This window comes from Allobosea sp. ASV33, from assembly GCF_016428755.1.
Classification (GTDB): Bacteria; Pseudomonadota; Alphaproteobacteria; order Rhizobiales; family Beijerinckiaceae; genus Allobosea.
On record NZ_JAELTI010000016.1, the window covers coordinates 1 to 25,461 of the forward strand.

The 25,461-nt window shown below is 65.7% G+C and carries 27 protein-coding genes; 16 read left to right on the plus strand and 11 right to left on the minus strand.

The window, feature by feature from the left end:
• Window positions 1-491: methyl-accepting chemotaxis protein (locus JHD80_RS07270; RefSeq protein ID WP_248311430.1), on the plus strand; the 491-nt coding region annotated here is incomplete at its 5' end.
• A gap of 455 nt (window positions 492-946) precedes the next feature.
• Window positions 947-1,297, plus strand: a complete 351-nt coding sequence (locus tag JHD80_RS07275) for an Atu4866 domain-containing protein (protein ID WP_199085709.1) — start codon at window positions 947-949, stop codon at window positions 1,295-1,297.
• Window positions 1,298-1,515: 218 nt separating this feature from the next.
• On the opposite strand, the gene JHD80_RS07280 is transcribed toward JHD80_RS07275, so the two are convergent.
• On the minus strand, window positions 1,516-2,139 hold the full coding sequence (locus JHD80_RS07280) for an NAD(P)-dependent oxidoreductase (RefSeq protein ID WP_199085710.1): 624 nt from the start codon (window positions 2,137-2,139) through the stop codon (window positions 1,516-1,518).
• A gap of 124 nt (window positions 2,140-2,263) precedes the next feature.
• Between JHD80_RS07280 and JHD80_RS07285 the strand changes: the two genes are divergently transcribed.
• The 5 genes from JHD80_RS07285 (at window position 2,264) to JHD80_RS07305 (ending at window position 7,125) form a co-directional block, all read left to right on the plus strand.
• Window positions 2,264-2,635: a winged helix-turn-helix transcriptional regulator gene (locus JHD80_RS07285; protein ID WP_465246501.1), complete on the plus strand. Its 372-nt coding sequence runs from the start codon at window positions 2,264-2,266 to the stop codon at window positions 2,633-2,635.
• A 172-nt stretch (window positions 2,636-2,807) separates the two neighbouring features.
• Entirely contained in the window at window positions 2,808-3,077 is a 270-nt protein-coding gene (gene rpsO, locus JHD80_RS07290; RefSeq protein WP_047579443.1) for a 30S ribosomal protein S15, read from the plus strand.
• Between the two features lie 259 nt (window positions 3,078-3,336).
• Window positions 3,337-5,511 carry a polyribonucleotide nucleotidyltransferase gene (gene pnp / locus JHD80_RS07295; RefSeq protein WP_199085711.1) on the plus strand — a complete coding sequence of 725 codons (2,175 nt, stop codon included), beginning with the start codon at window positions 3,337-3,339 and terminating at the stop codon, window positions 5,509-5,511.
• A gap of 43 nt (window positions 5,512-5,554) precedes the next feature.
• Window positions 5,555-6,427: an alpha/beta fold hydrolase gene (locus JHD80_RS07300; protein ID WP_199085712.1), complete on the plus strand. Its 873-nt coding sequence runs from the start codon at window positions 5,555-5,557 to the stop codon at window positions 6,425-6,427.
• A 62-nt stretch (window positions 6,428-6,489) separates the two neighbouring features.
• Window positions 6,490-7,125: a pyridoxamine 5'-phosphate oxidase family protein gene (locus JHD80_RS07305; protein WP_199085713.1), complete on the plus strand. Its 636-nt coding sequence runs from the start codon at window positions 6,490-6,492 to the stop codon at window positions 7,123-7,125.
• Between the two features lie 174 nt (window positions 7,126-7,299).
• Here JHD80_RS07305 and JHD80_RS07310 read toward each other — a convergent pair whose 3' ends face one another.
• From JHD80_RS07310 to JHD80_RS07330, 5 genes are all read right to left on the minus strand, one after another.
• Window positions 7,300-8,298 carry an adenosine kinase gene (locus tag JHD80_RS07310; protein ID WP_199085714.1) on the minus strand — a complete coding sequence of 333 codons (999 nt, stop codon included), beginning with the start codon at window positions 8,296-8,298 and terminating at the stop codon, window positions 7,300-7,302.
• 98 nt (window positions 8,299-8,396) lie between these two features.
• Window positions 8,397-8,771 carry a helix-turn-helix domain-containing protein gene (locus JHD80_RS07315; RefSeq protein WP_199085715.1) on the minus strand — a complete coding sequence of 125 codons (375 nt, stop codon included), beginning with the start codon at window positions 8,769-8,771 and terminating at the stop codon, window positions 8,397-8,399.
• Window positions 8,768-9,331, minus strand: coding sequence for a Smr/MutS family protein (locus JHD80_RS07320; RefSeq protein ID WP_199085716.1), 564 nt, complete (start codon window positions 9,329-9,331; stop codon window positions 8,768-8,770). Before JHD80_RS07320 ends, JHD80_RS07315 begins: the two co-directional genes overlap by 4 nt.
• A 1-nt stretch (window position 9,332) precedes the next feature.
• The gene (gene mltA / locus JHD80_RS07325; RefSeq protein ID WP_199085717.1) at window positions 9,333-10,433 is read right to left on the minus strand and encodes a murein transglycosylase A; all 1,101 of its coding nucleotides are present in this window, start codon (window positions 10,431-10,433) and stop codon (window positions 9,333-9,335) included.
• 65 nt (window positions 10,434-10,498) lie between these two features.
• A complete protein-coding gene (locus JHD80_RS07330; RefSeq protein ID WP_199085718.1) occupies window positions 10,499-11,224 on the minus strand; it encodes a Tim44/TimA family putative adaptor protein in 726 nt (241 codons plus the stop codon).
• Between the two features lie 247 nt (window positions 11,225-11,471).
• On the opposite strand from JHD80_RS07330, the gene secB reads away from it, so the two are divergent.
• Window positions 11,472-11,966 (plus strand): protein-export chaperone SecB, encoded by a 495-nt coding sequence (gene secB, locus JHD80_RS07335; protein WP_199085719.1) that lies wholly within the window; start codon window positions 11,472-11,474, stop codon window positions 11,964-11,966.
• A 171-nt stretch (window positions 11,967-12,137) separates the two neighbouring features.
• Window positions 12,138-12,872: a TerC family protein gene (locus tag JHD80_RS07340; RefSeq protein WP_199085720.1), complete on the plus strand. Its 735-nt coding sequence runs from the start codon at window positions 12,138-12,140 to the stop codon at window positions 12,870-12,872.
• 124 nt (window positions 12,873-12,996) lie between these two features.
• Here JHD80_RS07340 and dnaQ read toward each other — a convergent pair whose 3' ends face one another.
• Genes dnaQ through JHD80_RS07365 form a run of 5 tightly spaced genes read right to left on the minus strand, consistent with a single transcriptional unit; the run spans window position 12,997 to window position 16,646 of the window.
• Window positions 12,997-13,713 (minus strand): DNA polymerase III subunit epsilon, encoded by a 717-nt coding sequence (gene dnaQ / locus JHD80_RS07345; protein WP_199085721.1) that lies wholly within the window; start codon window positions 13,711-13,713, stop codon window positions 12,997-12,999.
• A gap of 4 nt (window positions 13,714-13,717) precedes the next feature.
• Complete coding sequence (gene coaE / locus JHD80_RS07350) at window positions 13,718-14,332, minus strand: dephospho-CoA kinase (protein ID WP_199085722.1); 615 nt, start codon at window positions 14,330-14,332, stop codon at window positions 13,718-13,720.
• A gap of 15 nt (window positions 14,333-14,347) precedes the next feature.
• A complete protein-coding gene (locus JHD80_RS07355; protein WP_199085723.1) occupies window positions 14,348-15,181 on the minus strand; it encodes a shikimate dehydrogenase in 834 nt (277 codons plus the stop codon).
• A gap of 11 nt (window positions 15,182-15,192) precedes the next feature.
• Window positions 15,193-15,819, minus strand: coding sequence for a Maf family protein (locus JHD80_RS07360; protein ID WP_199085724.1), 627 nt, complete (start codon window positions 15,817-15,819; stop codon window positions 15,193-15,195).
• Window positions 15,816-16,646, minus strand: a complete 831-nt coding sequence (locus tag JHD80_RS07365; protein ID WP_199085725.1) for a pyruvate, phosphate dikinase/phosphoenolpyruvate synthase regulator — start codon at window positions 16,644-16,646, stop codon at window positions 15,816-15,818. Before JHD80_RS07365 ends, JHD80_RS07360 begins: the two co-directional genes overlap by 4 nt.
• A 489-nt stretch (window positions 16,647-17,135) precedes the next feature.
• Here JHD80_RS07365 and hemE point away from each other — a divergent pair, with 489 nt between their 5' ends.
• The 7 genes from hemE to JHD80_RS07400 all read left to right on the plus strand — a co-directional run bounded on the left by hemE (window position 17,136) and on the right by JHD80_RS07400 (window position 25,448).
• Window positions 17,136-18,170, plus strand: a complete 1,035-nt coding sequence (gene hemE, locus JHD80_RS07370) for a uroporphyrinogen decarboxylase (RefSeq protein ID WP_199085726.1) — start codon at window positions 17,136-17,138, stop codon at window positions 18,168-18,170.
• 11 nt (window positions 18,171-18,181) lie between these two features.
• Window positions 18,182-18,604 carry a protoporphyrinogen oxidase HemJ gene (gene hemJ / locus JHD80_RS07375; RefSeq protein ID WP_199085727.1) on the plus strand — a complete coding sequence of 141 codons (423 nt, stop codon included), beginning with the start codon at window positions 18,182-18,184 and terminating at the stop codon, window positions 18,602-18,604.
• 225 nt (window positions 18,605-18,829) lie between these two features.
• Window positions 18,830-20,095, plus strand: coding sequence for a transcription termination factor Rho (rho, locus tag JHD80_RS07380; RefSeq protein ID WP_199085728.1), 1,266 nt, complete (start codon window positions 18,830-18,832; stop codon window positions 20,093-20,095).
• A 610-nt stretch (window positions 20,096-20,705) separates the two neighbouring features.
• Window positions 20,706-22,016 carry a tRNA uridine-5-carboxymethylaminomethyl(34) synthesis GTPase MnmE gene (gene mnmE, locus JHD80_RS07385; RefSeq protein WP_199085729.1) on the plus strand — a complete coding sequence of 437 codons (1,311 nt, stop codon included), beginning with the start codon at window positions 20,706-20,708 and terminating at the stop codon, window positions 22,014-22,016.
• A gap of 74 nt (window positions 22,017-22,090) precedes the next feature.
• On the plus strand, window positions 22,091-23,977 hold the full coding sequence (mnmG, locus tag JHD80_RS07390; RefSeq protein ID WP_199085730.1) for a tRNA uridine-5-carboxymethylaminomethyl(34) synthesis enzyme MnmG: 1,887 nt from the start codon (window positions 22,091-22,093) through the stop codon (window positions 23,975-23,977).
• Window positions 23,974-24,621 (plus strand): 16S rRNA (guanine(527)-N(7))-methyltransferase RsmG, encoded by a 648-nt coding sequence (gene rsmG / locus JHD80_RS07395; RefSeq protein ID WP_199085731.1) that lies wholly within the window; start codon window positions 23,974-23,976, stop codon window positions 24,619-24,621. Before mnmG ends, rsmG begins: the two co-directional genes overlap by 4 nt.
• On the plus strand, window positions 24,618-25,448 hold the full coding sequence (locus tag JHD80_RS07400; protein ID WP_199085732.1) for a ParA family protein: 831 nt from the start codon (window positions 24,618-24,620) through the stop codon (window positions 25,446-25,448). The genes rsmG and JHD80_RS07400 overlap by 4 nt, the downstream gene beginning before the upstream one ends.
• Window positions 25,449-25,461: the final 13 nt, after the last annotated feature.

Sequence of the window (25,461 nt, forward strand, 5' to 3'; positions counted from 1 at the left end):
TCGAGGTCGGCGACGGCGTGAAGCTGGTGCGGCAGGCCGGCGACCAGCTCGCCCGCATCCTCGCGGCCTCGCAGAAGGTCGCGGCGACCATCGCCGACATCTCGGCGGCGTCGGGCGAGCAGGCCAACGGCATCGACGAGATGAGCCAGGCCGTCGCGCATCTCGACGAGATGACCCAGCAGAACGCGGCCTTGTCCGAGCAGAGCGCGGCCTCGGCGAACTCGCTGTCGGGCCGGATCGAGCAGCTCAACGCGCTGGTCGCGGCCTTCAAGACCCGACGCGAGCCTGCCGGCCAGACTTACGCCCAGCCGGTCGCGACGGCCCCGCGCGCGGTGAAGGCGCCGATGCGGGCGGCTCCCGCCGGCGAACCGGCGCGCCTGCGCCAGCTCGCCGAGGCCGCCTTCGTCCAGTCCAAGGCCATGCCCGCCCCGCGCAAGGTCGCCAATGGCGGCAACGGCCGGGCCAGCGATTCCGGATGGGAGGAGTTCTGAGGCCCAGCCTCCGAACCGTCCTCGATCAAGACACGCGCGGCGCCCGAAAGGGCGCCGCTGGCGTTTCCGGCGTCAGCCTGGGCTCGCCGATTTCACTGCGAACCACCGCCGTCATCCCGGGCTTGACCCGGGATCCATCGTAAGACGACGCGCTCTCCGATGGATCCCGGATCTCCGCTGCGCTCCGTCCGCGATGACGCGGTGGACCTAGCGCCGTTGGTGCTTCCGCGCGATTTTTCGCGGATCACATCTTGCGGAAGCCCGCTAGCGGCCTATCTCCGTGACAGGCGCCGGAGCTTTGCTCCATCACGACGCCGCCCTTGCACATTCATATCGCGACGTTTCTCGGCCGACTCACTGGAGTCGATCGATGCCGCACCGCTTGCTGACAGGTCCCGACGGGGATGTCTGCGACAAGCGGTTTCAGCCGTCACCACGACAGGGAGACGAAAACCATGCAGTTCAGCCAGGTTCTTCAGGCTCTCGGCCAGTTCGCTTCCGGCTTCGCGCCGGCCAGCCGTTCCGTCCGTCCGCTCGAGATCGATTTCGACACCGCCGACACCCTCGGCCCCTTCGAACAGGCCGCGATCGGCCAGTGGAAGACCGAGGACGGGTCGATCCTGATCGATCTCAGGCCCGATGGACAGTTCCACAAGGCCAAGCCCGCGGCCGGTGCCAAGCATGTCGGCCGCTATGCGGTCGATCGCTCGAAGCTCTATTTCGAGGGCGAGACCGGTTGGGTCGCCCTCGGCAAGCTGAAGCGCGGGACGCTCAGCATCGGCGAGAAGCGCTTCCGCAAGGCGTAAGCACGATCGCGAGCCGCTCCGTAACGAAGGGCCGCGCTTCCGGAAGGAGGCGCGGCCCTTCGTTTTATATACCGGGGGTTGCGCTTCCGGAAGGAGGCGCGGCCCTTCGTTTTATATACCGGGGGTTGCCCAATTCCGTCGGAACCGCCCCGTCATCCCGGGCTTACCCCGGGATGACGGCGTGGGCCGTCGAAATTCAGCCAACTCCGGACATGAGATCAATAGCCGACGGTGAAGCGGCGGCGGCCATGGGCCGGCTTCTCCAGCTCGTCCACCAAGGCGATCGCGTAATCCTCGGCCGAGATCGCGCTGTTGCCCTTGTCGTCGACAAGAAGTTGGTCCGTGCCGAGGCGGAACTTGCCGGTGCGCTCGCCCGGCTGGATCAAGGCGGACGGCGACAGGAAGGTCCAGTCGAGACCCTGCTCCAGCTTCAGCAGATCGAGAAAGACGCCGCCCTTCCTGGCTTCGTCGAGATAGGCGGCCGGGAATTGCGGCGTGTCGAAGAGCTTCACGCCCGGCGCGACTTCGAGGCTGCCGGCGCCACCGACGACGAGGTAGCGCTTCACGCCGGACTGCTTCACGGCCGCGAGCAGGACCTGCGGATCGCTCGCCGTGAAATGCACCGCGCTGATCACCGCATCATGGCCGGCGATGAGCCCGGCGAGGGCATCCTTGTCGAAGACGTCGCCCTTGACGGCGGTGACGCCGGGCAGGGCTGCGACCTTCTCGGGATTGCGGGTGATGGCGGTGACGGCATGGCCGCGGGCGGAGAGTTCGGCCAGCAGGCGCGAACCGATGAATCCGCTGGCGCCGATCAAAGCGACCTTCTTGGCGACGTTCATGACAGGGGCTCCTTGTTGTGGTATCCAACGGATACCTGCATTCCAATGGAACCTATGTGATCCTGCTGCGTGGCCCCGTAAAGAAGGCACTTTCACGCGACATGGTCACCTCCGGGAAACCGCCATGCTGAAACGCCCCGATCCTTTCCAGGCGCTTTGCCCGACGCGGCGCGTGCTCGACCGCATCGGCGATACCTGGGCGGTGCTGATCCTGATCGCGCTCGACGGCGGCACCTTGCGCTTCAACGCATTGCGGCGGCGGATCGAGAACATCTCCCAGAAGATGCTGTCGCAGACGCTGAAGAGCCTGGAGCGCGACGGGCTGGTGCGGCGAGAGGTTTTTCCGACGGTGCCGGTCACCGTCGAATACTCGCTGACCGAGCTCGGGCGGACGCTGGCGCAGACGGTGAACCAGCTCACCCTCTGGGCGGAGGCGCATATCGGCGAGGTCGAAGCCGCACAGCAGCGCTACGATCGCGGCGAGACCTCCGCCTAGTCCCGACTCCTGAACGCTGGCGTTTCCCCCGATTTCGTGTATATGCCCGGGCAACCGGCTTAACCTGCCGGCGGCGCGACCCTTCCGCGATGAGGGGATCGCGGACTTCGGACCTTGCTGGACGACATCCCGGCCTGGCCCGCCAGATCAACCCGAACACGAGGATCTCCCGATGTCGATCACCGCCGAGCGCAAGACCGCGCTGCTCCAGGAATACGCCACCAAGCCAAACGACACCGGCTCGCCGGAAGTTCAGGTCGCGATCCTGACCGAGCGCATCACCAACCTGACCGGCCACTTCAAGTCGCATGCGAAGGACAACCATTCGCGCCGCGGCCTGCTCAAGCTGGTTTCCCAGCGCCGTTCCCTGCTCGACTATCTCAAGGGCAAGGACCAGGCTCGCTACAAGACGCTGATCGAACGGCTCGGCATCCGCCGCTGATCGAAAGCTGACGGTTTCCGCCCGGTGCGACCTGCTCCGGGCGGCTCCTTTTCGGGCAAGGCTGCCATGGGGTGCCTGCCTGACTCTCGCGGCAGCCGCATGGGGCGGCCTTCCCGCGTGACCCGCCGGACGCCCAAGACGTCCATGGCAGGATCGCCGAGCGCTCGGGCGCATTCCCTCTCATACCCGAGCGTTCCGCCGTCTTGCCCATGGGCCTGAAGGCACCGGACGGGTCGAACCCGACCGAAAGACGAAACACATGTTCGACATCCAAACCGAAGAACTGATCTGGGGCGGCCGCAAGCTCGTCCTCGAGACCGGCAAGGTCGCCCGCCAGGCCGACGGCGCCGTGATGGCCACCTATGGCGAGACCGTCCTGCTCGCGACCGTCGTCTCCGCGAAGGAGCCGAAGCCGGGCTTCGACTTCTTCCCGCTGACCGTGAACTACCAGGAAAAGACCTTCGCGGCCGGCCGCATCCCCGGCGGCTATTTCAAGCGCGAAGGCCGTCCGAGCGAGAAGGAGACGCTGGTCTCCCGCCTGATCGACCGCCCGATCCGCCCGCTCTTCGTCGAAGGCTACAAGAACGACACCCAGGTCGTCGTCACCGTTCTCCAGCATGACCTCGAGAACGATCCCGACATCCTCGCGATGGTCGCGACCTCGGCGGCGCTCACCCTTTCCGGCGTGCCCTTCATGGGCCCGATCGGCGGCGCCCGCGTCGGTTATATCGACGGCGCCTACAAGCTGAACCCGACCATCGAAGAGATGAAGGAATCGGCTCTCGACCTCGTCGTCGCCGGCACCCAGGACGCCGTGATGATGGTCGAATCCGAGGCCAAGGAGCTGACCGAGGAGGTCATGCTCGGCGCCGTGATGTTCGGCCACAAGCACTTCCAGCCGGTGATCGACGCCATCATCCGCCTGGCCGAGAAGGCCGCCAAGGAGCCGCGCGACTTCAACCCGCCGAACGACTCCGCCGTCCTCGACGCGATCATGAAGGTCGGCGAGGCGGAACTCCGCGCCGCCTACAAGATCACCGCCAAGGCCGAGCGCTACAAGGCCGTCGACGCCGTGAAGGCCAAGGTCGTCGCCGCTCTCGTCTCCGACACGCCGGACGGCGTCGCCACCTTCCCGAAGGACAAGGTCGGCGCGCAGTTCAAGGAGGCCCAGGCCAAGATCGTGCGCTGGAACATCCTCGACGACGGCATCCGCATCGACGGCCGCGACGGCAAGACCGTGCGCCCGATCGTCGCGGAAGCGGGCGTCCTGCCGCGCACCCACGGCTCGGCCCTGTTCACCCGCGGCGAGACCCAGGCGCTGGTCGTGACCACGCTCGGCACCGGCGACGACGAGCAGTTCATCGACTCGCTGGAAGGCACCTACAAGGAAACCTTCCTGCTGCATTACAATTTCCCCCCCTACTCCGTCGGCGAGACCGGCCGCATGGGTTCGCCCGGCCGCCGCGAAATCGGCCACGGCAAGCTCGCCTGGCGCGCCATCCACCCGATGCTGCCGGGCAAGGGCGAGTTCCCCTACACGCTGCGCGTCGTCTCGGAGATCACCGAGTCGAACGGCTCCTCCTCGATGGCTACCGTCTGCGGCACCTCGCTGGCGCTGATGGATGCCGGCGTGCCGCTGAAGGCGCCGGTCGCGGGCATCGCCATGGGCCTCATCCTCGAGGGCGAGCGCTTCGCCGTGCTCTCGGACATCCTCGGTGACGAGGATCATCTCGGCGACATGGACTTCAAGGTCGCCGGTACCGGCGCAGGCATCACCTCGCTGCAGATGGACATCAAGATCGCCGGCATCACCGAGGAGATCATGAAGGTCGCCCTCGAGCAGGCCAAGGGCGGTCGCGAGCACATCCTCGGCGAGATGTCGAAGGCCCTCTCGGCCTCGCGCAGCCAGCTCGGCGAGTTCGCGCCGCGCATCGAGACGATGAAGATCCCGGTCGACAAGATCCGCGAAGTCATCGGCTCCGGCGGCAAGGTCATCCGCGAGATCGTCGAGAAGACCGGCGCCAAGGTCAACATCGAGGACGACGGCACCATCAAGATCGCCTCGGCCGACGGCAAGTCGATCGAGGCCGCGATCAAGTGGATCAAGTCGATCGTCTCGGAGGCCGAAGTCGGCGTGATCTATGACGGCACAGTCGTCAAGATCATGGAGTTCGGTGCCTTCGTGAACTTCTTCGGCGCCAAGGACGGCCTCGTCCACATCTCCGAGCTCGCTCCCCAGCGCGTCCAGAAGGTCTCGGACGTCGTCAAGGAAGGCGACAAGGTCAAGGTCAAGTTCCTCGGCCAGGACGAGCGCGGCAAGATCCGCCTCTCGATGAAGGTCGTCGACCAGGCCACCGGCGAGGACCTGACCGAGAAGCTCAAGGCCCAGCGCGAGGCCGAGAAGACCCGCGAGAAGCAGGGCGCGGCCGAGTAATCGCCGCAAGCCAGCTTGCGTGAGACAGGACGCCCCGCATCGGATGATGCGGGGCGTTTTTCGTTCGCGTCGGCCATTCGTCCCGCCATGTCTGGACGTTGGCTTTGGTAGTCTTCCGCAAACGTCGGAGTGCTTGCCAATGAAATCCTTCACCGTTCCAGATGCTGGCGGTTCGCTGCGCTACCATGACCTGCCGGGCGAAGGCCCGGCTTTGGTCATGATCCACGGCCTCGGCTGCGCTTCGTCCTGCGATTATCCGACCGTCGCGGCGGATCCGGCCTTGCGTGGCCGACGCATGCTGCTGGCCGATCTGCTGGGCTCGGGCTTCAGCGACCGGCCCGAGTCCTTCGGCTATACGATAGATGACCATGCCCGCTGCATCGTCGCGCTGGTCGAGGCGCTGGAACTGCCGCAGGTCGACCTCTTCGGGCACAGCATGGGCGGCGCCGTTGCGATTGCCGCTGCCGCGATGCTGGGACAGCGCCTGGGCAGGCTCGTCGTCGGTGAGCCCAATCTGGATCCGGGCGGAGGCCAGTTCAGCCGGGGGATCGCGGCGATCCCTGAGCCAGAGTATCGCGCCAATGGCCAGGACGCGATCGTTCGCGACGCCCAGGCGGAGGGCAACGATATCTGGGCAGCCTCGCTCGCCCGCAGCGCCGCCTATGCTGTGCAGCGAACGGCGCGTTCCCTTGTCGAGGGCAGCGACCCGACATGGCGGAGCATCCTCATGTCTCTTGCCGTGCCGCGCACGCTGATCATCGGGGAGCGGTCATTGCCTTATGAAGACGCATCGGGCCTCCCGGAAGCCGGGGTCGCGGTCGTCATCGTACCGCAGGCCGGGCATTCGATCCCCTGGGACAACCCAGCCGGTCTTGCCGCTGCCATCGCAGCGGGCTTGTCGACGCCAACTCGCTGATCGCGGGATGGTGACGCACCGCACACAATGGTCTAGACATATGCCGATCCATGGAGACCGGCATGTCCGACCACCGCATTGCCTCGCTCGACGACCTTGCCCGCGCCTATCCCAATCCGGTCGCGCCGGCTTCGACCTTCAAGGAGATCGACCACGTCGATGCGAACTATGCAGCGCTGATCGCGGCCTCGCCGTTTTTTGTGCTCGCGACGGTCGGTCCGGAGGGGCTGGATTGTTCACCGCGTGGGGATTTGCCGGGCTTCGTCACGGTCCGGGACGCGAAAACGCTCCTGATTCCCGACCGAAAAGGCAATAACCGTCTGGATTCATTGAAGAATATCCTGTTCGACGATCGAATCGGAATGCTCTTCCTGATCCCCGGTTGCGGCGAGACCCTGCGCGTGAACGGACGTGCGGAGCTTTCCTGCGATTCAGAGTTGTGTTCGCAGTTCGAGATGGCCGGGAAGCTTCCGGCGAGCGTCATGGTCGTCCATGTCGAGGCCGTCTACTTCCAATGCTCGCGCGCGGTGGTGCGGGCGGAGCTCTGGAACCCGGAGCGGCAGGTCGACCGGCGCAACCTGCCCTCGCCCGGGACAATGCTGCGCGACATCACGGCGCGCAACGCGGAGGTCGCGACCTTCGACGGCAAGGCCTATGACGAGGCGCTGCCGGGCCGGGTCAAGGCGACGCTGTATTGAGAGAGACTCTGGCCCTATCATTCCGAGGCTTCGCAGAGCGAAGAACCCGGAAGCCACGACCGGGTGAGACGGAGCGTTCCGCGGCGCGGCAGGAATTGTAATTCGGGCATCGCCCGGTCGTGGGTTCCGGGTTCGGCCCAGAGGGCCGCCCCGGAATGACAAGCCGTGGCGCTCTCAGAGCAGCCCTTCGTTGCCGGCCAGCGTCTTCAGGCTGACATCGGGGCGGGCGCCGATATGCGAGATGATCTCGGCCGCGGCCAACGCGCCGAGGCGCAGGCAGTCGCGGGTCTCGCGATTCGAAGTCAGGCCGTAGAGGAAGCCGGCCGCGAAGAGATCGCCCGCGCCGGTCGCATCGACCACGCGCTCGACCGGGAAGACAGGCTCCTCGACGATGCCATCCGGCGTCACCGCCAGCGCGCCCTTCTCGGAGCGGGTAACGACGGCGAGGATGTTCTCCGAGCGCAACCAGGACAGGGCGGTGTCGAAATCCGAGGTCTCGTAGAGGCTCTTGAGCTCATGCTCGTTGGCGAAGACGAGATCGACCATGCGGTTGCGGATCAGGCCGATGAACTCGTCGCGATAGCGGTCGACGCAGAAGGAATCCGACAGAGTGATGGCGACGCGGCCACCGGCCTTGTGCGCGATCTCGGAGGCCTTGCGGAAGGCCTCCTTCGCCGCCGGCGGATCCCAGAGATAGCCTTCGAGATAGACGATGTCGGCGGCCTCGACGGCCTTGGCGTCGACATCGGCGACGGAGAGACCCTGGCAGGCACCGAGATAGGTGTTCATCGTGCGCTCGCCATCGGGCGTGACGATGATGAAGGAGCGGGCGGTGGCCGGGCCTTCCGTCGCATCGGCCGTCCCGAAGGCGACGCCGAGCGAGGTCAGGTCATGGCGATAGAGCTTGCCGAGCTCGTCGCCCTTGACCTTGCCGATGAAGGCGCCCTTGCCGCCGAAGGAGGCGAGGCCGGCGATGGTGTTGGCGGCCGAGCCGCCGGAGATGATCCGGGCCGGACCCATGGCGGCGTAGAGCGATTCGGCGCGCGGCTCGTCGATCAGCATCATCGCGCCCTTGGTCAGCTTCTGGGCGATGAGGAAATCCTCCTCGGCCGAAGCCAGCACGTCGACGATGGCATTGCCGAGGGCGAGGACGTCCGTGCGGGTCTGGGTCATGGCTCTTGCTTGCTCTGTCCGGAAGGCGCGGCCCGTCGGCCGATGGGGAAGGTGCTGGCCCTGTCGCATCCGCCTGCCGTGCGGTCAAGCATCGCAGGTCAGGGCGGGCCGCGGCGGGTGGCGGCCTCGTCGAGGATGGTGGCGAGGCGGCGCAGGTCCTCGACCTCCATCAGGCCGATCTCGCGCGACAGCCGGTTGGCGAGGAGCGTCGCTTCCGGTTCCAGCCCGGCGGTGTCGATGACGACGCGGGGATGCGAGAGATCGGCGAGGCGGACGAGCTCGTCGGCCTCGTCCCAGATCACGCCGAGGAGATGGATCGCGCCCTGGATCAGGGTGAAGGTCGGCCGGCCGCGCTTGCCGTGCTCCAGCGCCGAGAGATAGGCCGGCGAGACGCCAAGGCCCTCCGCCATCTGCGCCAGGCTCATGCCGCGCGCTTCGCGCAAGGCCCGGACACGCTGGCCGAACGGCGTCACGGCCCGTGCTCCCGCAAGCGGCGCAGGCGGACATAGAGCGCGCCGGAGCCGCCATGGCGCTGCTCGGCCTCCTCGAAGCCGAGGACCAGCGTTCGCAATTCAGGGAGGCGCAGCCAGTGCGGCACCATCCGGCGCAGCACGCCGCGCTCGTCGCCGAACAAGGCCGGCGCCGGCGCCCCCTTGCCGGTCACCACCAGGGCGATGCGGCAGCCGCGGCGCTGCTCGCGGCGCAGGAAGGCATGGAGCGCCAGATGCGCCTCGTCCTGCCGCATGCCGTGCAGGTCGATGGAGGCGTCGACGCTCTGCTGGCCGCGGCGCAATTGCGTGCGCAAACGGCGCTCGATCGGCGCCAGCGGCGGGGCCGGGGGTGGCGTCATCTTCGCCGGCGCAGCTACCGCGATGGCGCGTGTGGCGGTTTCGATTGACGTCGGAGCTGCCTGTTCAGGCACCGGCTCAGGCTCGATCGGCGCGCGGCCTGGCAGCGGCTTCACCGAGCGCGCGACCTGGCGCCAGAGCGCGATATCGGCCTCCGTCAGCGTCTTTCCGCGGCGGGAGCGCATCTCAGCGCGGCCAGAGCACGGTGAAGGCGACGGGGTGGCGGATCAGCCCGGCGCGATGGCCGGCCGCGGCGCCGGAGCCGACGAAGATATCCATGCGGGCCGGGCCGAGAATGGCGGAGCCGGTATCCTGCGCGATCATCAGGCGCGCCAGATGCTCATCGCCGCCGATGCCGTCGGGGATCGTCGTATCGATCCAGACAGGCAGGCCATAGGGCCAGGCCGTGCGATCGACCGCGATGCTGCGCAGGGGTGTCAGCGGCAGGCCGGCGCCGCCGATCGGGCCGCTTTCAGCCGGCAGGTCGTCGCGGCGGGCGAAGAAGACGAAGGATCTGTTCAGACGGATCAGGTCGCGCGCGAAGCCGGCATCGGCCTTCAGCCGGGCGATCAGCCGGTCCATGGTCATCTGCTCGGGCGGAATGGCCTCGCGCTGGCTGAGAACGCGGCCGAGCGAGGTATAGGGATGGCCGTTGCGGCCTGAATAGGTCAGTCGCGTCACCGAGCCGTCCGGCAGGCGGACACGGCCCGAGCCCTGCACCTGCAGCACGAAACGATCGACGGGATCGCGCAGCCAGAGGATTTCGAGCCCCTGGCCGTCGAGCGCGCCGGTCTCGATCGCGGTCCGGTCCGGGAAGGGCTCGAAACCCCTGCCGGTGCGGCGCGCGGCCGACAGCGTTTTGTCGAGGCCGGGCCAGTCATCCTCGGAGAAGCGCGTCACCAGATCCTTCGGCCGGTCGTAGAGCGGCGTCGGGAAGGCGTCGGAGCGGGTCAGCGAACCCTCGAACTCCGGCTCGAAATAGCCGGTGGTGAAGCCGGTCTCGCCGCCTTCCGGCCGGATACGCCAGAAGGAGAAGTTCTGCTCGAAGAAGGTTCGTGCCTGCTCGCTGCCAAAGGGTCCCGTGGTCGCCAGCGCCTTGGCCTTCTCGCAGACGGCGAGAAGGCGCTCAGGCACCGGTACGCCCTGGCGCAGCGGTGGATCCGCCATGCAGCCCCTGGCGAAGATGGAGAAAGCCTTTGCGTGGTCGTCCTGCACCCAGCCGGGAAGCTCGGCTGGCGACAGCGCCTCGGCGCGGGCTCCTTGGGGCAGCGGGGGCGGCGAGGCCATGGCGGTCACGGATGCAAGGCCCAGGGCAACGGAGAACGCCAGTGCGACACCGGCGCCGCCGCGCTTCACGCGGCGGATTCGGTGGCGACGAGCAGCCAGTTGGGATCGCGGCTGCCGAGCTGGCGCGAGAAGGTCCAGATGTCGTTGACCTCCGAGACCTGCTCGGCGCTGCCGTCGACGACTGCGCCTTGAGCGTCGCGGGTGACGCTGATGAGCTGCGAGACGAAGCCGATCGTGATCTGCGCGGTCTTGCCCTTGACGTCGACGGCGGCGAGGTCGGCCTTGTCGATCGAGACGAAATTGGATTCCGCCTTTTCGCCGCGCTTCTCCCGCTCGGTGATCGCCTGCTCGAAGCCGTCATAGACCTCCTTGGCAAGGAGGCCCTTCAGCATCTTGCGGTCGCCGCGCGCGAAGGCTGTGACGATTGCCTCATAGGCGGCCTTGGCGCCGCCGATGAATTCATGCGGATCGAAGCTGGGCTCCTGGCGGATCACCGCCTCGATGCCGGCACTCACAGGCGAATCCGGGGCAGCCAGGTCCTTCCAGCGCTCGGCTGCCGGCGGCTCCGACGCGACGGGATCGTTGGCGGCGCCGGGCAGGCGGATGACGTTGTCGCGCTTTTCCGCGTTCTGCGGCTGGTCCGGCCGTATCGGCGGGGTCTCGCGGCGCGCGAAAGGATCCTTGGGCTGTTCATGCCCGGTCTTCTGGCCGAGCACGGAGCGAAGCTTCCAGGCTACGAAGACAGCGAGGACCAGGAAGACCAGAGTCTGCATGTCGAAGGAATTTTGCATCGAAAGCTGACCCGCGGCTCCCCGTTATTGGCTTGGCCCTGGCGCATCGCTGCGCCGGGCGTTCACCAATCATATGGTGAGACTGGCTCGTAACATCCACCCCCCCGCTTGTGAAGGCGACTTCTTGTGCCGGCACGGCGTCCATGATAGCCGACGCGCGCGCCGCTCCATAGCATGGAGCGCAGTCCCGCATGCCGGCGAAGGCACGGGATTTCCCGAGACAGCCTGCCAGAACAAGATGGGACCGATGGCCAACGAACTTCCCAACGGCAACGGCGCCGATGCAGAACAGGCTCCGAGCCTGAACGCCCTGATCCAGTACACGAAGGATTTCTCCTTCGAGAACCCGAAGGCGCCGCGCTCGCTCGCCCAGCAGGAAGCCCAGCAGGGTCCGCAGATGTCGCTGCAGGTCAATGTCGGCTCGACCGCGCTCGGCGACGACGATTACGAGACCGTGCTGCGCCTCGAGGGCAAGGCCGAGATCAAGGGTGAGACGCTCTTCGCCTTCGATCTAAGCTATGCCGGCGTGTTCCGCCTGCAGAACATCCCGCAGGAACATGTTCATCCGGTGCTGGTGATCGACTGCGCCCGCCTGCTCTTCCCCTTCGCCCGGCAGATCATCGCCGAGGCCGTGCAGAACGGCGGCTTCCCGCCCTTCTACGTTCCGCCGATCGACTTCGCCGCACTGTTCCAGCAGCGCCTGCAGGAGCTTCAGGGCCAGCAGGGCGCCGCGACCAACTGATCGGTCGACCCGCTCGGCAGAATTCCACGAAAGGGCCCTCACGGGCCCTTTTTTCGTTTATTGCCGATGATTGTTGTCCTTGCAGAGCACGATCACCCTCTCCATCTGATGGGCGCATCGGCGGACGCCCCAGCAGGGACGCCCGCCTTTTCCGTATCCGATGGAGACCCGATGGACCACCTGATGACGCTTGCCGCCGATCCCGCCGTTTGGGCCGCGCTCGGGGCACTGATCGCCATGGAGGTCGTGCTCGGCATCGACAATCTGATCTTCATCTCGATCCTGACCAACAAGCTGCCCGAGCATCAGCGCTCGAAGGGCCGCAAGATCGGAATTGGCCTGGCGCTGGTGATGCGCCTCGGCCTGCTCGGCACCGTCGCCTTCATCGTCAAGCTCACCGCGCCGATCTTCACGCTGTTCGGCCAGGCCTTCTCCTGGCGCGACCTGATCCTGATCGCCGGCGGCCTCTTCCTGGTCTGGAAGGCGACGAAGGAGATCCATCACAAGGTCGATCCCGATCCGGAATCGGTGCTCGCCGAGGGCGGCACGCGCGCCGCGACCCTGGGCTTCGGCGCGGCGATCTTCCAGATCCTGATCCTCGACCTCGTGTTCTCGATTGATTCGATCATCACCGCCGTCGGCATGACCGAACATGTCCCGGTCATGGTCATCGCCGTCATCGTCGCGGTGCTGACGATGCTGCTCGCCGCCGATCCGCTGGCGCGCTTCATCGACAAGAACCCGACGATCGTGATGCTGGCGCTGGGCTTCCTGCTGATGATCGGCGGCACGCTGATCGCGGAAGGCTTCGGCGTCCATGTGCCGAAGGGCTATATCTACGCCGCGATGGCCTTCGCGGCCCTGATCGAGGCGCTCAACATGCTGTCGCGCCGCCGGGCGCGATAGGCTCCGGGCCAATCGAACGCCGTCATGCTCGGACTTGACCCGAGCATCTCAAGACAGAAGGGCGCCCTTTCCGGCATGAGATTCTCGGGTCTGCGCTTCGCTCCGCCCGAGAATGACGCCAGGCCTACTGCGCCGCGTCGTCGGTGATGCCGAGATAGCCCTTCCAGAGCGGCGCCTTGAGCGAGCGGAGAATGAAGGCCTCGTGCGCCTTCCGCGCCTCCTCGCTGAGGCGCGGTGCCAAGGGACGCTGGCGCTGCGGCTTCTCCACCGTCGCCATCGCAAGGCCGGGGCGGCCTGCCGCCGCGTCGACACCCAGGCCGAGCGAGGCCTGCTTGCCGCCGATCAGCTCGATATAGACCTCGGCCAGGATCTCGGAGTCGAGGAGCGCGCCGTGCTTGGTGCGGCGGCTGTTGTCGATGCCATAGCGCGAGCAGAGCGCATCGAGGCTGTTCGAGGCGCCGGGATGCTTGCGGCGCGCCATCGACAGCGTATCGACCACGAAACCCTGCTCGATCGGCGGCAGGCCGAGACGCTTGAACTCCATGTTGATGAAGCCGACGTCGAAGGCCGCGTTATGGATCACCAGCTTCGCGCCGGCGATGAAGTCCGCGAATTCGTCGGCGATCGCGGCGAAGACCGGCTTGTCCGAGAGGAATTCTTCCGAGAGACCGTGGACGTTGAACGCCTCGATCGGCATCGAGCGCTCGGGATTGATATAGACGTGGAAGGTGCGGCCGCTCGGGCAATGGTTGAGCAGTTCGACACAACCGATCTCGACGATGCGGTCGCCGTTATTGGCTTCGACGCCGGTGGTTTCGGTATCGAGAACGATCTCGCGCATCGCTTCAGGACCTCGCTTGCGCACCGCGCCCGGGACGGCCGGCGAGCGCCATCAGGATAGAGCCGACCTGCCGCTCGGCGGCCACGAGGCCGCGCGAGGTGTCCACAAGGAAATGGGCGCGGCGACGCTTCTCCGCATCCGGCATCTGCCGCGACAGGATGGCGTCCAGCTTTTCGGCGGTCATGCCGGGACGAGCGAGAACGCGCTCCCGCTGGACTTCGGCCGGTGCCGTCACGACCAGGACGGCATCGCAGCGCGCCTCGCCCCCGGTTTCGAGCAGGAGCGGCACATCGATGATGGCAAGCTCGGCTCCTTTCTTCCGGCAGCGGGCGAGGAAGGCCTCCTCCTCCTCGCGCACCAGCGGATGGATGATCGCTTCGAGCCGGCGCAGCGCTTCAGGCTTGCCGAGTACGGCGGCGCCCAGCTTTACGCGATCGACCGCGCCATCGATCACCGTGCCGGGGAATGCGGCTTCGATCGGTGCTGCCGCCCGGCCGCGATGCAGGCGATGCACGGCCGCGTCGGCATCATGAAGCGGCACGCCGCGCTGCACGAAGAGCTGCGCGGTCGTCGACTTCCCCATTCCGATCGAGCCCGTCAGGCCCAGCACGAAAGTCATGGCGGCTCCGGCGAATCAGGACTTCAGGATATCGGCTTCGATGAGCGCGCGAAGCGCCGGCGTCACCTGCGGCGTCACGCCGAACCAGCGGGCGAAGCCGGGCACCGCCTGGTGCAGGAGCATGCCGAGCCCGTCGACGGGGACACCGCCGCGCTGTTCGGCCTCCGCCAGCAGTGCCGTCTTCAAGGGCACATAGACGATGTCATCGACGATGGTGCCTGGTCGCAGAGCGGTGAGATCGATGTCCAGTGGCGGCTTGGCGTGCATGCCGAGCGCCGTCGTGTTGACGATGAGATCGGCCACTCCGACGAGATCGCCCCGCCTCGCCCAATCCCCTGCTTCCAATGGATGGCCAAGTGAGGCGACGAGTTCGGTCGCCCGTTCCGGGCTGCGGTTGACCACGAGGATGCGGGCAACGCCTCTCGCCTTCAGGCCGTAGCAGATGCCGCGGGCTGCGCCGCCGGCGCCCAGGACGAGGGCCGTGTCGACCTTGCCCTGCCAGCCCGGCACGCTGGCATCGAGATGAGCGAGGAAGCCCGGCACGTCGCTGTTATCCGCGATGATCCGGTCGTTCTCACGCCAAAGCGTATTGACCGCGCCGACCGCGCGGCCGGCAGCGCTGACCTCGTCGACCAAGGCCATGACCGCTTCCTTGTGCGGCACCGTGACATTGCCGCCGGCGAATTCGCCGGCACGCAAACGGGCGATGAAAGCCGGAAGATCGGCTGGGGCGACATCGATCCGCTCATAGGCGCCGGGAAGCCGATGTTCGCGCAGCCATTCGCCATGGATCAGCGGCGAGCGCGAATGCGCGATGGGATGTCCGATGACGAAGCAGCGAGGCGCCATAAGGGAATCCGTTAGCGGGCGAGGCAATCGAGATCGCGCAACGCGGCGAGCACTGCGAGCAGCGGCAAGCCGAGAATGGTGAAATGGTCGCCCTCGGCCTTGTCGAAAAGCTGAGCCCCCGGCCCTTCCAGTTGATAGCCGCCGACGCTGGTCAGGGCAGCCGAACCGGCGACCGCGAGATAGCGCGCGATGAAATCGGCCTGGAGCGGGCGCATGGTCAGGCGCGCGGCCTCTAGCCCCTCAGCCAGTGGTGCACCGTCGCGGGCGATGACGAAGGCGGAATGGAGCTCATGGGTCCGGCCGGCCAGCGATGCGATCTGCCGTTCCGCTGCGGCGAGATCGGCGGGTTTGTGAAAAGCGGCGCCACCACAGGTCAGGGTCTGATCGGCCGCGAGGACGACACGGCCCGGATGATCGTGGGAGACGGCGAGCGCCTTGGCACAGGCCAGTGCGGCCGCGACCTGATCGGCGGGAACGCCGCGATCGACCAGCGGCTTCTCGACCGCGCGTTCGTCGATCTCCGGCTTCACGACCTCGACGGGAACGCCCGCGGACAGGAGCATGTCGCGCCGGGTCGCGCTGCCGGAGGCAAGGATCAGCGGCTGTGGGTCAAGCCAGAGGCCGGATAAGGGGCTCATGTCGCGATGAACTTCATGCGGTGGTCGCGTAGCAGATCGACGATCGAGGCGGCCGTCTCCTCGATCGAACGACGGGTCACATCGATCACCGGCCAGCCCTTGCGGGCGCAGAGACGGCGCGATTGCGTGACCTCGTCGGCGACCGCGGTCGGATCAACATAGGAGGTGTCATCGTCTGCACGCAGCGACAGCAACCGGTTCTGGCGGATCTGGACGATGCGGTCGGCACTCGCGATGAGGCCGACAATCAACGGCTTCTTGGCGCTTTCCAGTTCCGGCGGCAGCGGAATGTTCGGCACCAGCGGGATGTTGGCGGTCTTGATGCCGCGATTGGCGAGATAGATGCTCGTCGGCGTCTTCGAGGTCCGGCTGATGCCGACCAGGATGACGTCGGCATTGTCGAGATCGCCGCCCATCTGCCCGTCATCATGCAGCAGCGTGTAGTTCATCGCGTCGATGCGGCGGAAATATTCGGTGTTGAGCACGTGCTGCGCGCCGGGCTTCGTGGTCTGGGCCTGGCCGAGATAGGACTGGAACAGCGACAGCACGGGCTGCAGGACCGAGAGGCAGGGGCAGCCGAGCTCGCGACAGAAGCTTTCGAGCTTCTCCTGCCATTCCGGCTCGACCAGCGTGTAGAGCACGACGCCGGGCGAAGCCTCGATCTCGGCGAGGACGCGGGCGAGCTGCGCCTCCGAGCGAACCAGCGGATAGACATGCTCGATCGCCGAGACGCTTTCATATTGCGCGGCCGCGGCCCGGCTGACCGCTATCAGCGTCTCGCCGGTCGCATCCGAGACCAGATGCAGATGGAAATAATTGCGGACCACGGCATCCCCCGGCCAGAAGCGTCCTCTTCCTCTAGCGCGCTTTGAGCCGGACCGGAATCGCCTCGAGGCGAATTGATGCCGGCTCGGCTTTTCGGGCTCCACGAGGCCGAACCGCCGGATGGTTCGGGAATGCGCATTATCCCGGGGCATGGGGAGCGATGTGGACAACTGGTCAGAAAACGGACGGCGGGCGGCGGCTCTGTATAACCCGCCCGGACCATCAACAGGCCGCCGGCTGTGAATGGTAAAGAAAGTGTTTCACGTGAATCATTTCGGAAGCCGGCCGGGTGACCGCCGATTCCAATTCGTTAATAAAGCCTTAACAGCCGGGCAAGGCTCCTCCGGACCCGCGACTCGCTGTCCCAGTGGCTGTGGACTGGTTGTGGACGGAATTGCGGCGGGCTATCTCCCTGCCTCCAAGAGTCAAAACAAAAGATTCTCTCTAGGAATCTTAATTGATGAGAGAGCGGGATGGATGGCCCGTCAGGCATGACGAGAACCGAGACCCCTGCCCTGATCCGTGTGCTTGGCGGCGAAGCCCTTCCGACGCCTCCAATCTGGCTGATGCGACAGGCCGGGCGTTATCTCCCCGAATATCGCGAGCTCAGAGCCAAGGCCGGCAGCTTCCTGGCGCTCTGCTACAATCCCGAATGGGCCGCCGAGGTGACCCTCCAGCCGATCCGGCGCTTCGGCTTCGATGCTGCGATCCTGTTCTCAGATATCCTGGTCGCGCCGCAGGCGCTGGGCCAGAAGCTCTGGTTTGCCGAAGGCGAGGGTCCGCGGCTGGAGCCGGTGGCCGATGCGGCCCGCCTGGCGGAGATCGATCGCGAGGCGGACCAGAGCCGGCTCGATCCGATCCTGGAGACGGTGCGCCGGGTTCGCGCTGCCCTGCCCTCCGGGACCGGGTTCATCGGCTTCTGTGGCGCGCCCTGGACCGTGGCGACCTATATGGTCGCCGGCCGCGGCACGCCAGACCAGGCACCGGCCAAGGAGCTGTTTGCTCGCGATCCCGCGCTGTTCCAGGCGATCATCGATCGGCTGGTCGATTCATCGATCGCCTATCTGAATGCGCAGATCGCCGCCGGCGTCGATGCCGTGCAGATCTTCGACAGCTGGGCGGGTTCGCTCGGGCCGGAGGATTTCAGGCGCTGGTGCATCCTGCCGACGCGGCGGATCGTCGAGGGCGTGCGCGCGGTGCATCCGCGGGCGCGGATCATCGGCTTTCCGCGCGGGGCCGGGCGGCTGATCCCTGAGTATATCGCGGGCACGGGCGTCGATGCGGTCGGGCTCGAAACCGATATCGATCGTGACTTTGCCCGGCATGCGATCCAGTCCAAGGTGCCCGTGCAGGGTCATCTCGATCCGCTGGTGCTGCGTGCCGGCGGCGACGCGCTGGAGCGGGAGGCCGATGCCATCCTGACGGCTTTCGGAGGCCGGCCCTTCATCTTCAATCTCGGCCACGGCATCCTGCCGGACACGCCGATCGCGCATGTCGAGCGCTTGCTGAAACGGGTACGGGGCTGAGGGCTCAGGCAATGTACGAGTGGATCAAGGCTTTCCATGTCATGGCGGTCATCTCCTGGATGGCCGGCATGCTCTATCTGCCGCGCCTGATGGTCTATCACGCGGAGGCGCAGACCGGTTCGATCCAGTCCGAGACCTTCAAGATCATGGAGCGCCGGCTGCTCAGAGGCATCATCAACCCGGCGATGGCGCTGACCTGGGTGCTCGGCCTCTATCTCGCCTGGTATGGATTCGGCTTCAAGGGCGGCTGGCTGCACGCCAAGCTGCTGTTCGTCTTCCTGCTGTCCGGCATCCACGGCGTGCTGGTGAAGCATGTCCGCAACTTCGCGGAAGATCGCAACGTGAAGTCGCCGCGCTATTTCCGCATCCTCAACGAGGTGCCGGCGGTGATGATGGTCGTTATCGTCATCCTCGTCGTCGTGAAGCCGTTCTGAGGCCCTCGCGCTTTCCCGCTTGAGCCTGAACCCGATTCCCGCTATCAGGACGCTGCGCTTCTCCAGCGTCCTCCCTTGTTGTCGACTGTTCGTGAGCCGCCTGCCCTCGCAGAAGCTCATGTCGCGCAACCCCAGCGCAGGTCCGGCCAGGACCGACTAAGTCGATCAATCCAGTACCGTCCCAACCCCTGCCGGTTCGCAGGGCGTTCATGATCCGGGTGCCCCATGCGGGAAATCAAGCTTCAAGAGCTCAAGAGCAAGTCACCGACCGAACTCCTTGCTTTCGCCGAGGAAGTCGAGGTCGAGAACGCCAGCACCATGCGCAAGCAGGAGCTGATGTTCGCCATCCTGAAGCAGCTTGCGGCACGCGAGACCGAGATCCTGGGCGAGGGCGTGGTCGAGGTCCTGCAGGACGGCTTCGGCTTCCTGCGATCCTCCGATTCGAATTACCTGCCCGGGCCGGACGACATCTATGTCTCGCCCTCGCAGATCCGGAAGTTCGGCCTGCGCACCGGCGACACGGTCGAGGGTCCGATCCGCGGTCCGAAGGATGGCGAGCGCTATTTCGCCCTGCTCAAGGTCAACTCGATCAATTTCGAGGACCCGGAGAAGATCAAGCACAAGATCCATTTCGACAACCTGACGCCGCTCTATCCGGATCAGCGTCTGAAGCTCGAGGTGCAGGACCCCACGAAGAAGGATTTCTCGCCGCGGGTCATCGATATCGTCGCGCCGATCGGCAAGGGCCAGCGCGCGCTGATCGTGGCGCCGCCGCGCACCGGTAAGACGGTCCTGCTCCAGAACATCGCGCAGTCGATCACCAGCAATCATCCCGAGTGCTATCTGATCGTCTTGCTGATCGACGAACGCCCCGAGGAAGTCACGGACATGCAGCGCTCTGTGAAGGGCGAGGTGGTGTCCTCGACCTTCGATGAGCCGGCCTCGCGTCACGTCCAGGTCGCCGAGATGGTGATCGAGAAGGCCAAGCGCCTGGTCGAGCATGGCCGCGACGTCGTGATCCTGCTGGACTCCATCACCCGCCTCGGCCGCGCCTACAACACGGTCGTGCCGTCCTCCGGGAAGGTCTTGACCGGTGGTGTCGATGCCAACGCCCTGCAGCGCCCGAAGCGCTTCTTCGGCGCCGCCCGCAATATCGAGGAAGGCGGCTCGCTGACCATCGTCGCGACCGCGCTGATCGATACGGGATCGCGCATGGACGAAGTCATCTTCGAAGAGTTCAAGGGCACCGGTAACTCGGAAATCGTGCTCGACCGCAAGGTGGCGGACAAGCGCATTTTCCCGGCCATCGACATCCTCAAGTCGGGCACCCGCAAGGAAGAGCTCATCACGCCGCGCTCGGACCTGCAGAAGACCTATGTGCTGCGCCGCATCCTCAACCCGATGGGTCCGCAGGACGCGATCGAGTTCCTCATCGACAAGCTGCGCCAGACCAAGCAGAACTCGGAATTCTTCGACTCGATGAACACCTGACGATCGTCAGATCTCATTGGCGCTTCGATTCGCCGCCGTACCGATTCCCGGTGCGGCGGCGAAATCGTTTTGGGTCAGACCAAGGGTGGCGGTGGAAGCTGGCGCTGGGCGCCCTCTTCCGATTCGTATCCGTGACGATTCCCGCGCGAGGCCTCGGGCGAGTTGCATGAGCCAGCTTGCAGACATGTAACGGGAGTCGGTAAGCGGTAGGGCTGGTCGCCGAAATCGGGTCTGACCGAGTCAGACCCAGACTGAGGTTGCGATACCTGTCCAGGCCGTCTCCTGAACGCCGCGGTGGCTGCTGACTCAATCCCGAGCGCATCCGCCTAGCGGCTGCGAGCGCCGCAACACCCTTCACGGCCGTAGCTTTCCGCGATCTGCCCCTCTTGGGTTTTCGCCGTGTGGGAGGTTGATGCGGCCAGCGAAACCGCTCCTTCCGAAGCTGAGACAGCGGTATGACATGGTAGTGCTTGGCAATTCCAACCGAGTCATACCGCGTTGATCACGGTCCCGACGTTGGTTTTGAGCTCCTGGGGTGCTCGCAGCTGGTCTTGATGTCGGGCCTCACCTCGTCCATGACGTCGCTCTCCAGCGCATTTGACCGGTATTAATGGACTCGCACACCTTCACGACGATTGTGGCCCTGTCATCGGCACCCGGCAAAGCGGGCGTCGCCGTGGTCAGAATATCCGGATCGCGCGTTCGATTCGTTCTCGAAACATTTTGTGGGATCGTACCCCGGCCACGCGTTGCGACCTTGCGCAGGCTGACTGACGCCCAAGGCGAGACGATCGACACGGCGCTCGTGCTTTTCTTCGCGGCGCCGGCGAGTTTCACCGGAGAGGATGTGGCCGAGTTCCATGTCCACGGCTCGCGCGCCGTTCTGGCGCGGCTTCTGACCGCTCTCACGGCCTTGCCGGATATCCGCCTGGCGGAAGCCGGCGAATTCACCCGGCGTGCTTTCGAAGCCGGCAAGCTCGATCTGGCGGCCGTGGAAGGCTTGGCGGATCTGATCGATTCGGAAACGGAATGGCAACGCCAGCAGGCTCTGCGGCAAATGGACGGTGCCCTGAGCAGCTTCGTGACGGACTGGCGCAGCTCCCTGATCAAGGCCATGAGCCTGCTCGCCGCCGAGCTCGACTTCTCCGATGAGGGCGACGTCACTGGCCCCCTGCAGCAGCAGGCGCTGGCACTGGCTGCAGATGTCCTGGTTTCCCTCCGGCAGGCCCTAGCTGGCTTCAGCATGGGAGAGCGAGTTCGCGAAGGCTTCGTGGTGGTTCTGGCGGGGCCGCCCAATGCCGGCAAATCGAGCCTGCTGAATGCCTTGGCCCGGCGCGACGTCGCAATCGTCTCGCCTATCGCGGGGACGACACGGGACTCGCTCGAAGTGCGATTGGACCTCGCCGGACTTCCGGTCATCCTGATCGATACGGCCGGCCTGCGCGACAGCTCCGATCCAATCGAAGCCGAGGGCGTCCGGCGTGCCCGCGCCCTGGTCGACCGGGCAGATCTTGTTCTTGGCTTGCGCAGCATCGATTCGGAGCCGTATCGAATCGAAAACGATGGCCGATTGCTCAAAGTCGCCACCAAAGCCGATCTTCCAGGTCCGGTACTGGCAGACGAGCGAGCGATCTCTGTGAAGACCGGCGAGGGCGTGGCCGAACTGCTAGCCGAGGTCGCCCAGCGCTTGCAGCAATTGGGGGCAGGCGAACCCGCCCTCCTGACGCGAGAGCGACATCGCGTTGCCGTGATCGACGCGATTGCCGCGCTGGAACGCGCCGTTACGGCACGACACGGGCAGGCGGAACTGCTCGCCGAAGATATCCGTGTTGCTGTGGTGGCGCTCGAGCGCCTTGTCGGCCGCATCGATGTCGAGGATGTGCTCGATCAACTCTTCGCGGGATTCTGCATCGGCAAGTGATGTGGGCGCGGCGCGCGCCCGGATTCGCCGCGATTGTCGTTGACCGGCCCGCCGGGCTTCGTTAGCGAAATTGCATGTCAATTCATCGGCAGCATTACGACGTCATCGTCGTCGGCGGCGGCCATGCCGGGGCCGAGGCAGCTGCGGCTGCCGCGCGCTACGGCGCCCGCACGGCCCTGGTCACGCATAAGCCGGAAACCATTGGCGTGATGTCCTGCAACCCTGCCATTGGCGGGCTTGGCAAGGGACATCTCGTCCGTGAGATCGATGCGCTCGACGGCATCATGGCGCGGGCAGCCGATCTCGGCGGTATCCAGTTCCGCATGCTCAATCGCCGGAAAGGCCCGGCCGTTCGCGGTCCCCGTGCCCAGGCGGACCGGAAGCTCTATCGCCAGGCCGTGCAGCACCTGCTGGCGGCACAAGACAATCTCGACATCGTCGCCGGCGAGGTTTTCGATCTGGACGTCGAAGCCGACCGCGTTGTCGGCGTGATCCTGGCGGACGGGCGTCGATTCGCCACCGGAACGGTCGTGCTGACAACCGGAACCTTCCTGCGGGGCCTGATCCATATCGGCGAGAAGCGAATTCCCGCCGGGCGCGTCGACGAGGCACCTTCCCTCGGCCTTTCAGCGACGCTGGAACGCTACGGCTTTCCGCTCGGCCGCCTGAAGACGGGTACGCCGCCACGACTCGATGGGCGCAGCATCGACTGGGCGGCGCTGGAGATGCAGCCCGGCGACGAGCCCCCCGAGCCGTTCTCTGCACTCACATCGGCCATCGCCAATCCGCAAATCTCCTGCAGGATCACGCGAACGACGCTGGCGAGCCACGATCTCATCCGTGCCAATCTGCATCGCGCGCCGATGTTCTCCGGCCAGATCGAAGGCCGCGGGCCGCGTTACTGCCCGTCGATCGAGGACAAGGTCGGGCGCTTCGGCGACCGCGATGGCCACCAGATCTTTCTGGAGCCCGAAGGCCTCGATGACGATACGGTCTATCCGAACGGGATTTCGACCTCCCTACCCGAGGACGTCCAGCTCGAACTGCTGAAGACCATTCCGGGCCTCGAACGAGCCGCGATGCTGCGACCGGGCTATGCGATCGAATATGACTTCGTCGATCCGCGCGCCCTCAAGAACAGCCTGGAGACGCGCGCGATCTCCGGGCTTTTCCTCGCCGGGCAGATCAACGGCACAACCGGTTACGAAGAGGCGGGCGCGCAGGGCCTGCTGGCCGGCCTGAATGCGGCCCGTATGGCGGGCGGATCGGAAGCCGCGGTATTCGACCGAACGCAATCGTATATCGGCGTGCTCATCGACGACCTCGTGACGCATGGCGTTACGGAACCGTATCGAATGTTCACCTCGCGCGCCGAGTTTCGACTGTCTTTGCGCGTCGACAATGCGGATGAGCGTCTCACGCCGCTGGGGCAGCAGCTCGGCATCGTCGGCTCAATCCGCCAAGCGGCCTTCGAAACCCGGGACCGCGATATTTCCGACCTGAGGGCGACGCTCCAAGGCCTCTCGCTCACGCCGCAGCAGGCCCAGGCAGTCGGGCTCCAGCTGAATCATGACGGACTTCGCCGCAGCGCCTACCAGATCCTGTCCTATCCGGACGTCACATTCGAGCAGTTAGCGGCGGTCTGGCCGCAACTGAATGACTATGCCGCGCCCGTCGTGGCTCGGGTGACGGCGGATGCGGTCTACTCGGTCTATCTCGACCGGCAGGCGGCGGAGATTCAGGCTTATCGCCGCGACCAGTCTCTCAAGGTCCCGACCGATCTCGACCTCGACGCGATTTCGGGGCTATCGAACGAATTGAAGCTTAAGCTGGCGGCACAGCGCCCGGCCGATCTGGCGCAAGCCGGCCGGATCGAGGGCATGACACCGGCGGCTTTGACCTTGCTGGCGGCCCACGCCCGGAAAGGCCGGGCGGCCGCATTATCCACAGGGTCGACGTGACTGTTGATAAGAACGACCGCCAGCGCGCTTTGAGCTTGACGCCTGTTTCACGTGAAACAGAGGAGCGGCTGGCGCTTCTGGTTGCGGAGCTCGGGCGCTGGCAGGCGGCGAAGAACCTCGTCTCCTCCGCCACGCTTGCCGATGTCTGGACACGGCATATCGCCGATTCTCTCCAGATCTTTGGCTTGGCCGAGGGGCGCGAGCGCTGGCTCGATCTCGGTTCGGGTGGCGGTTTTCCGGGACTCGTGATCGGCATCTGCCTGGCGGAACAGGGCAAAGGCCAGATCGATCTGGTCGAGAGCAATGCGCGAAAATGCGCGTTTCTGCGCCATGCGGCCCGCGTCACCGGGGCTCCGGTCAAGGTTCACACGGCCCGTATCGAAGATGTGATCGGCGATTTCACCGGCAAGGTCGATGTGGTGACGGCGCGGGCCCTGGCGCCCCTGCCCCAATTGCTCGTCTGGTGCGAAGAGCTGTTGAGAACCGGCACGCTTGGACTCTTTCCCAAGGGACAACATCTAGATACGGAATTGACCGACTCAGCCAGATATTGGAAGATTCAAGCGACAACGGTTTCCTCCGTGACTGACGCTGCCGCGCGAATCCTGATGGTGCGCTCGGCCGAGAGACGAGCCGATTCATGACAGAGCTCACATCCGTGACGACACCGCGCCGCCCGCGCGTGATCGCGCTCGCCAACCAGAAGGGTGGCGTCGGCAAGACGACGACGGCGATCAATCTCGGCACGGCCCTGGCAGCCATCGGCGAGAAGGTCCTGATCGTCGATCTCGATCCACAGGGCAACGCCTCGACGGGGCTCGGCGTCGATCGCCGCAGCCGCAAATCCTCGACCTATGACGTGCTCTGCGGCGATGTCGGGTTGGGGCAGGCCCTTCAAGCCACCGCGGTTCCCGGCCTGTCGCTCGCGCCCTCGACGCTCGACCTTCTCGGTGTCGAACTGGAGATCGCTTCGGCTAAGGACCGTGCGCATCGGCTGAAGAATGCGATCGACGAGCTCGTCTATGACCAGCGCTGCCAGGACCTCACCTATATCCTGATCGACTGCCCGCCTTCCCTCAGTCTGATTACGATCAATGCGATGACTGCGGCAGATGCGGTGCTGGTGCCCTTGCAGTGCGAGTTCTTCGCATTGGAAGGTTTGAGCCAGCTTCTGAAGACCGTCGAGCAGGTGAAGGCCGGCCTCAACCCGCGCCTCATCATCCAGGGTGTGGTGCTGACGATGTTCGATCCGCGCAACAACCTTTCCGGGCAGGTGATGGCGGATGTGAAGAGCTTCCTCGGCGACAAGGTCTACGAGACCGTGATTCCGCGCAACGTGCGGATTTCGGAGGCGCCGTCCTATGGTAAGCCGGCGCTGCTTTACGATCTCCGCTGCTCGGGGTCGCAGGCCTATCTGCGCTTGGCGTCGGAAGTGATCAAGCGCGAGCGCGCCCTGCGCGCAGCTGCCTGAAAGACAAGTTTTA

Coding starts and splice junctions, on each gene's coding strand:
- JHD80_RS07275 (WP_199085709.1), top strand. CDS start 947: ATGCAGTTCAGCCAGGTTCTTCAGGCTCTCGGCCAGTTCGCTTCCGGC.
- JHD80_RS07280 (WP_199085710.1), bottom strand. CDS start 2,139: ATGAACGTCGCCAAGAAGGTCGCTTTGATCGGCGCCAGCGGATTCATC.
- JHD80_RS07285 (WP_465246501.1), top strand. CDS start 2,264: ATGCTGAAACGCCCCGATCCTTTCCAGGCGCTTTGCCCGACGCGGCGC.
- rpsO (WP_047579443.1), top strand. CDS start 2,808: ATGTCGATCACCGCCGAGCGCAAGACCGCGCTGCTCCAGGAATACGCC.
- pnp (WP_199085711.1), top strand. CDS start 3,337: ATGTTCGACATCCAAACCGAAGAACTGATCTGGGGCGGCCGCAAGCTC.
- JHD80_RS07300 (WP_199085712.1), top strand. CDS start 5,555: ATGATGCGGGGCGTTTTTCGTTCGCGTCGGCCATTCGTCCCGCCATGT.
- JHD80_RS07305 (WP_199085713.1), top strand. CDS start 6,490: ATGTCCGACCACCGCATTGCCTCGCTCGACGACCTTGCCCGCGCCTAT.
- JHD80_RS07310 (WP_199085714.1), bottom strand. CDS start 8,298: ATGACCCAGACCCGCACGGACGTCCTCGCCCTCGGCAATGCCATCGTC.
- JHD80_RS07320 (WP_199085716.1), bottom strand. CDS start 9,331: ATGCGCTCCCGCCGCGGAAAGACGCTGACGGAGGCCGATATCGCGCTC.
- mltA (WP_199085717.1), bottom strand. CDS start 10,433: ATGGCCTCGCCGCCCCCGCTGCCCCAAGGAGCCCGCGCCGAGGCGCTG.
- JHD80_RS07330 (WP_199085718.1), bottom strand. CDS start 11,224: ATGCAAAATTCCTTCGACATGCAGACTCTGGTCTTCCTGGTCCTCGCT.
- secB (WP_199085719.1), top strand. CDS start 11,472: ATGGCCAACGAACTTCCCAACGGCAACGGCGCCGATGCAGAACAGGCT.
- JHD80_RS07340 (WP_199085720.1), top strand. CDS start 12,138: ATGGACCACCTGATGACGCTTGCCGCCGATCCCGCCGTTTGGGCCGCG.
- dnaQ (WP_199085721.1), bottom strand. CDS start 13,713: ATGCGCGAGATCGTTCTCGATACCGAAACCACCGGCGTCGAAGCCAAT.
- coaE (WP_199085722.1), bottom strand. CDS start 14,332: ATGACTTTCGTGCTGGGCCTGACGGGCTCGATCGGAATGGGGAAGTCG.
- JHD80_RS07355 (WP_199085723.1), bottom strand. CDS start 15,181: ATGGCGCCTCGCTGCTTCGTCATCGGACATCCCATCGCGCATTCGCGC.
- JHD80_RS07360 (WP_199085724.1), bottom strand. CDS start 15,819: ATGAGCCCCTTATCCGGCCTCTGGCTTGACCCACAGCCGCTGATCCTT.
- hemE (WP_199085726.1), top strand. CDS start 17,136: ATGACGAGAACCGAGACCCCTGCCCTGATCCGTGTGCTTGGCGGCGAA.
- hemJ (WP_199085727.1), top strand. CDS start 18,182: ATGTACGAGTGGATCAAGGCTTTCCATGTCATGGCGGTCATCTCCTGG.
- rho (WP_199085728.1), top strand. CDS start 18,830: ATGCGGGAAATCAAGCTTCAAGAGCTCAAGAGCAAGTCACCGACCGAA.
- mnmE (WP_199085729.1), top strand. CDS start 20,706: ATGGACTCGCACACCTTCACGACGATTGTGGCCCTGTCATCGGCACCC.
- mnmG (WP_199085730.1), top strand. CDS start 22,091: ATGTCAATTCATCGGCAGCATTACGACGTCATCGTCGTCGGCGGCGGC.
- JHD80_RS07400 (WP_199085732.1), top strand. CDS start 24,618: ATGACAGAGCTCACATCCGTGACGACACCGCGCCGCCCGCGCGTGATC.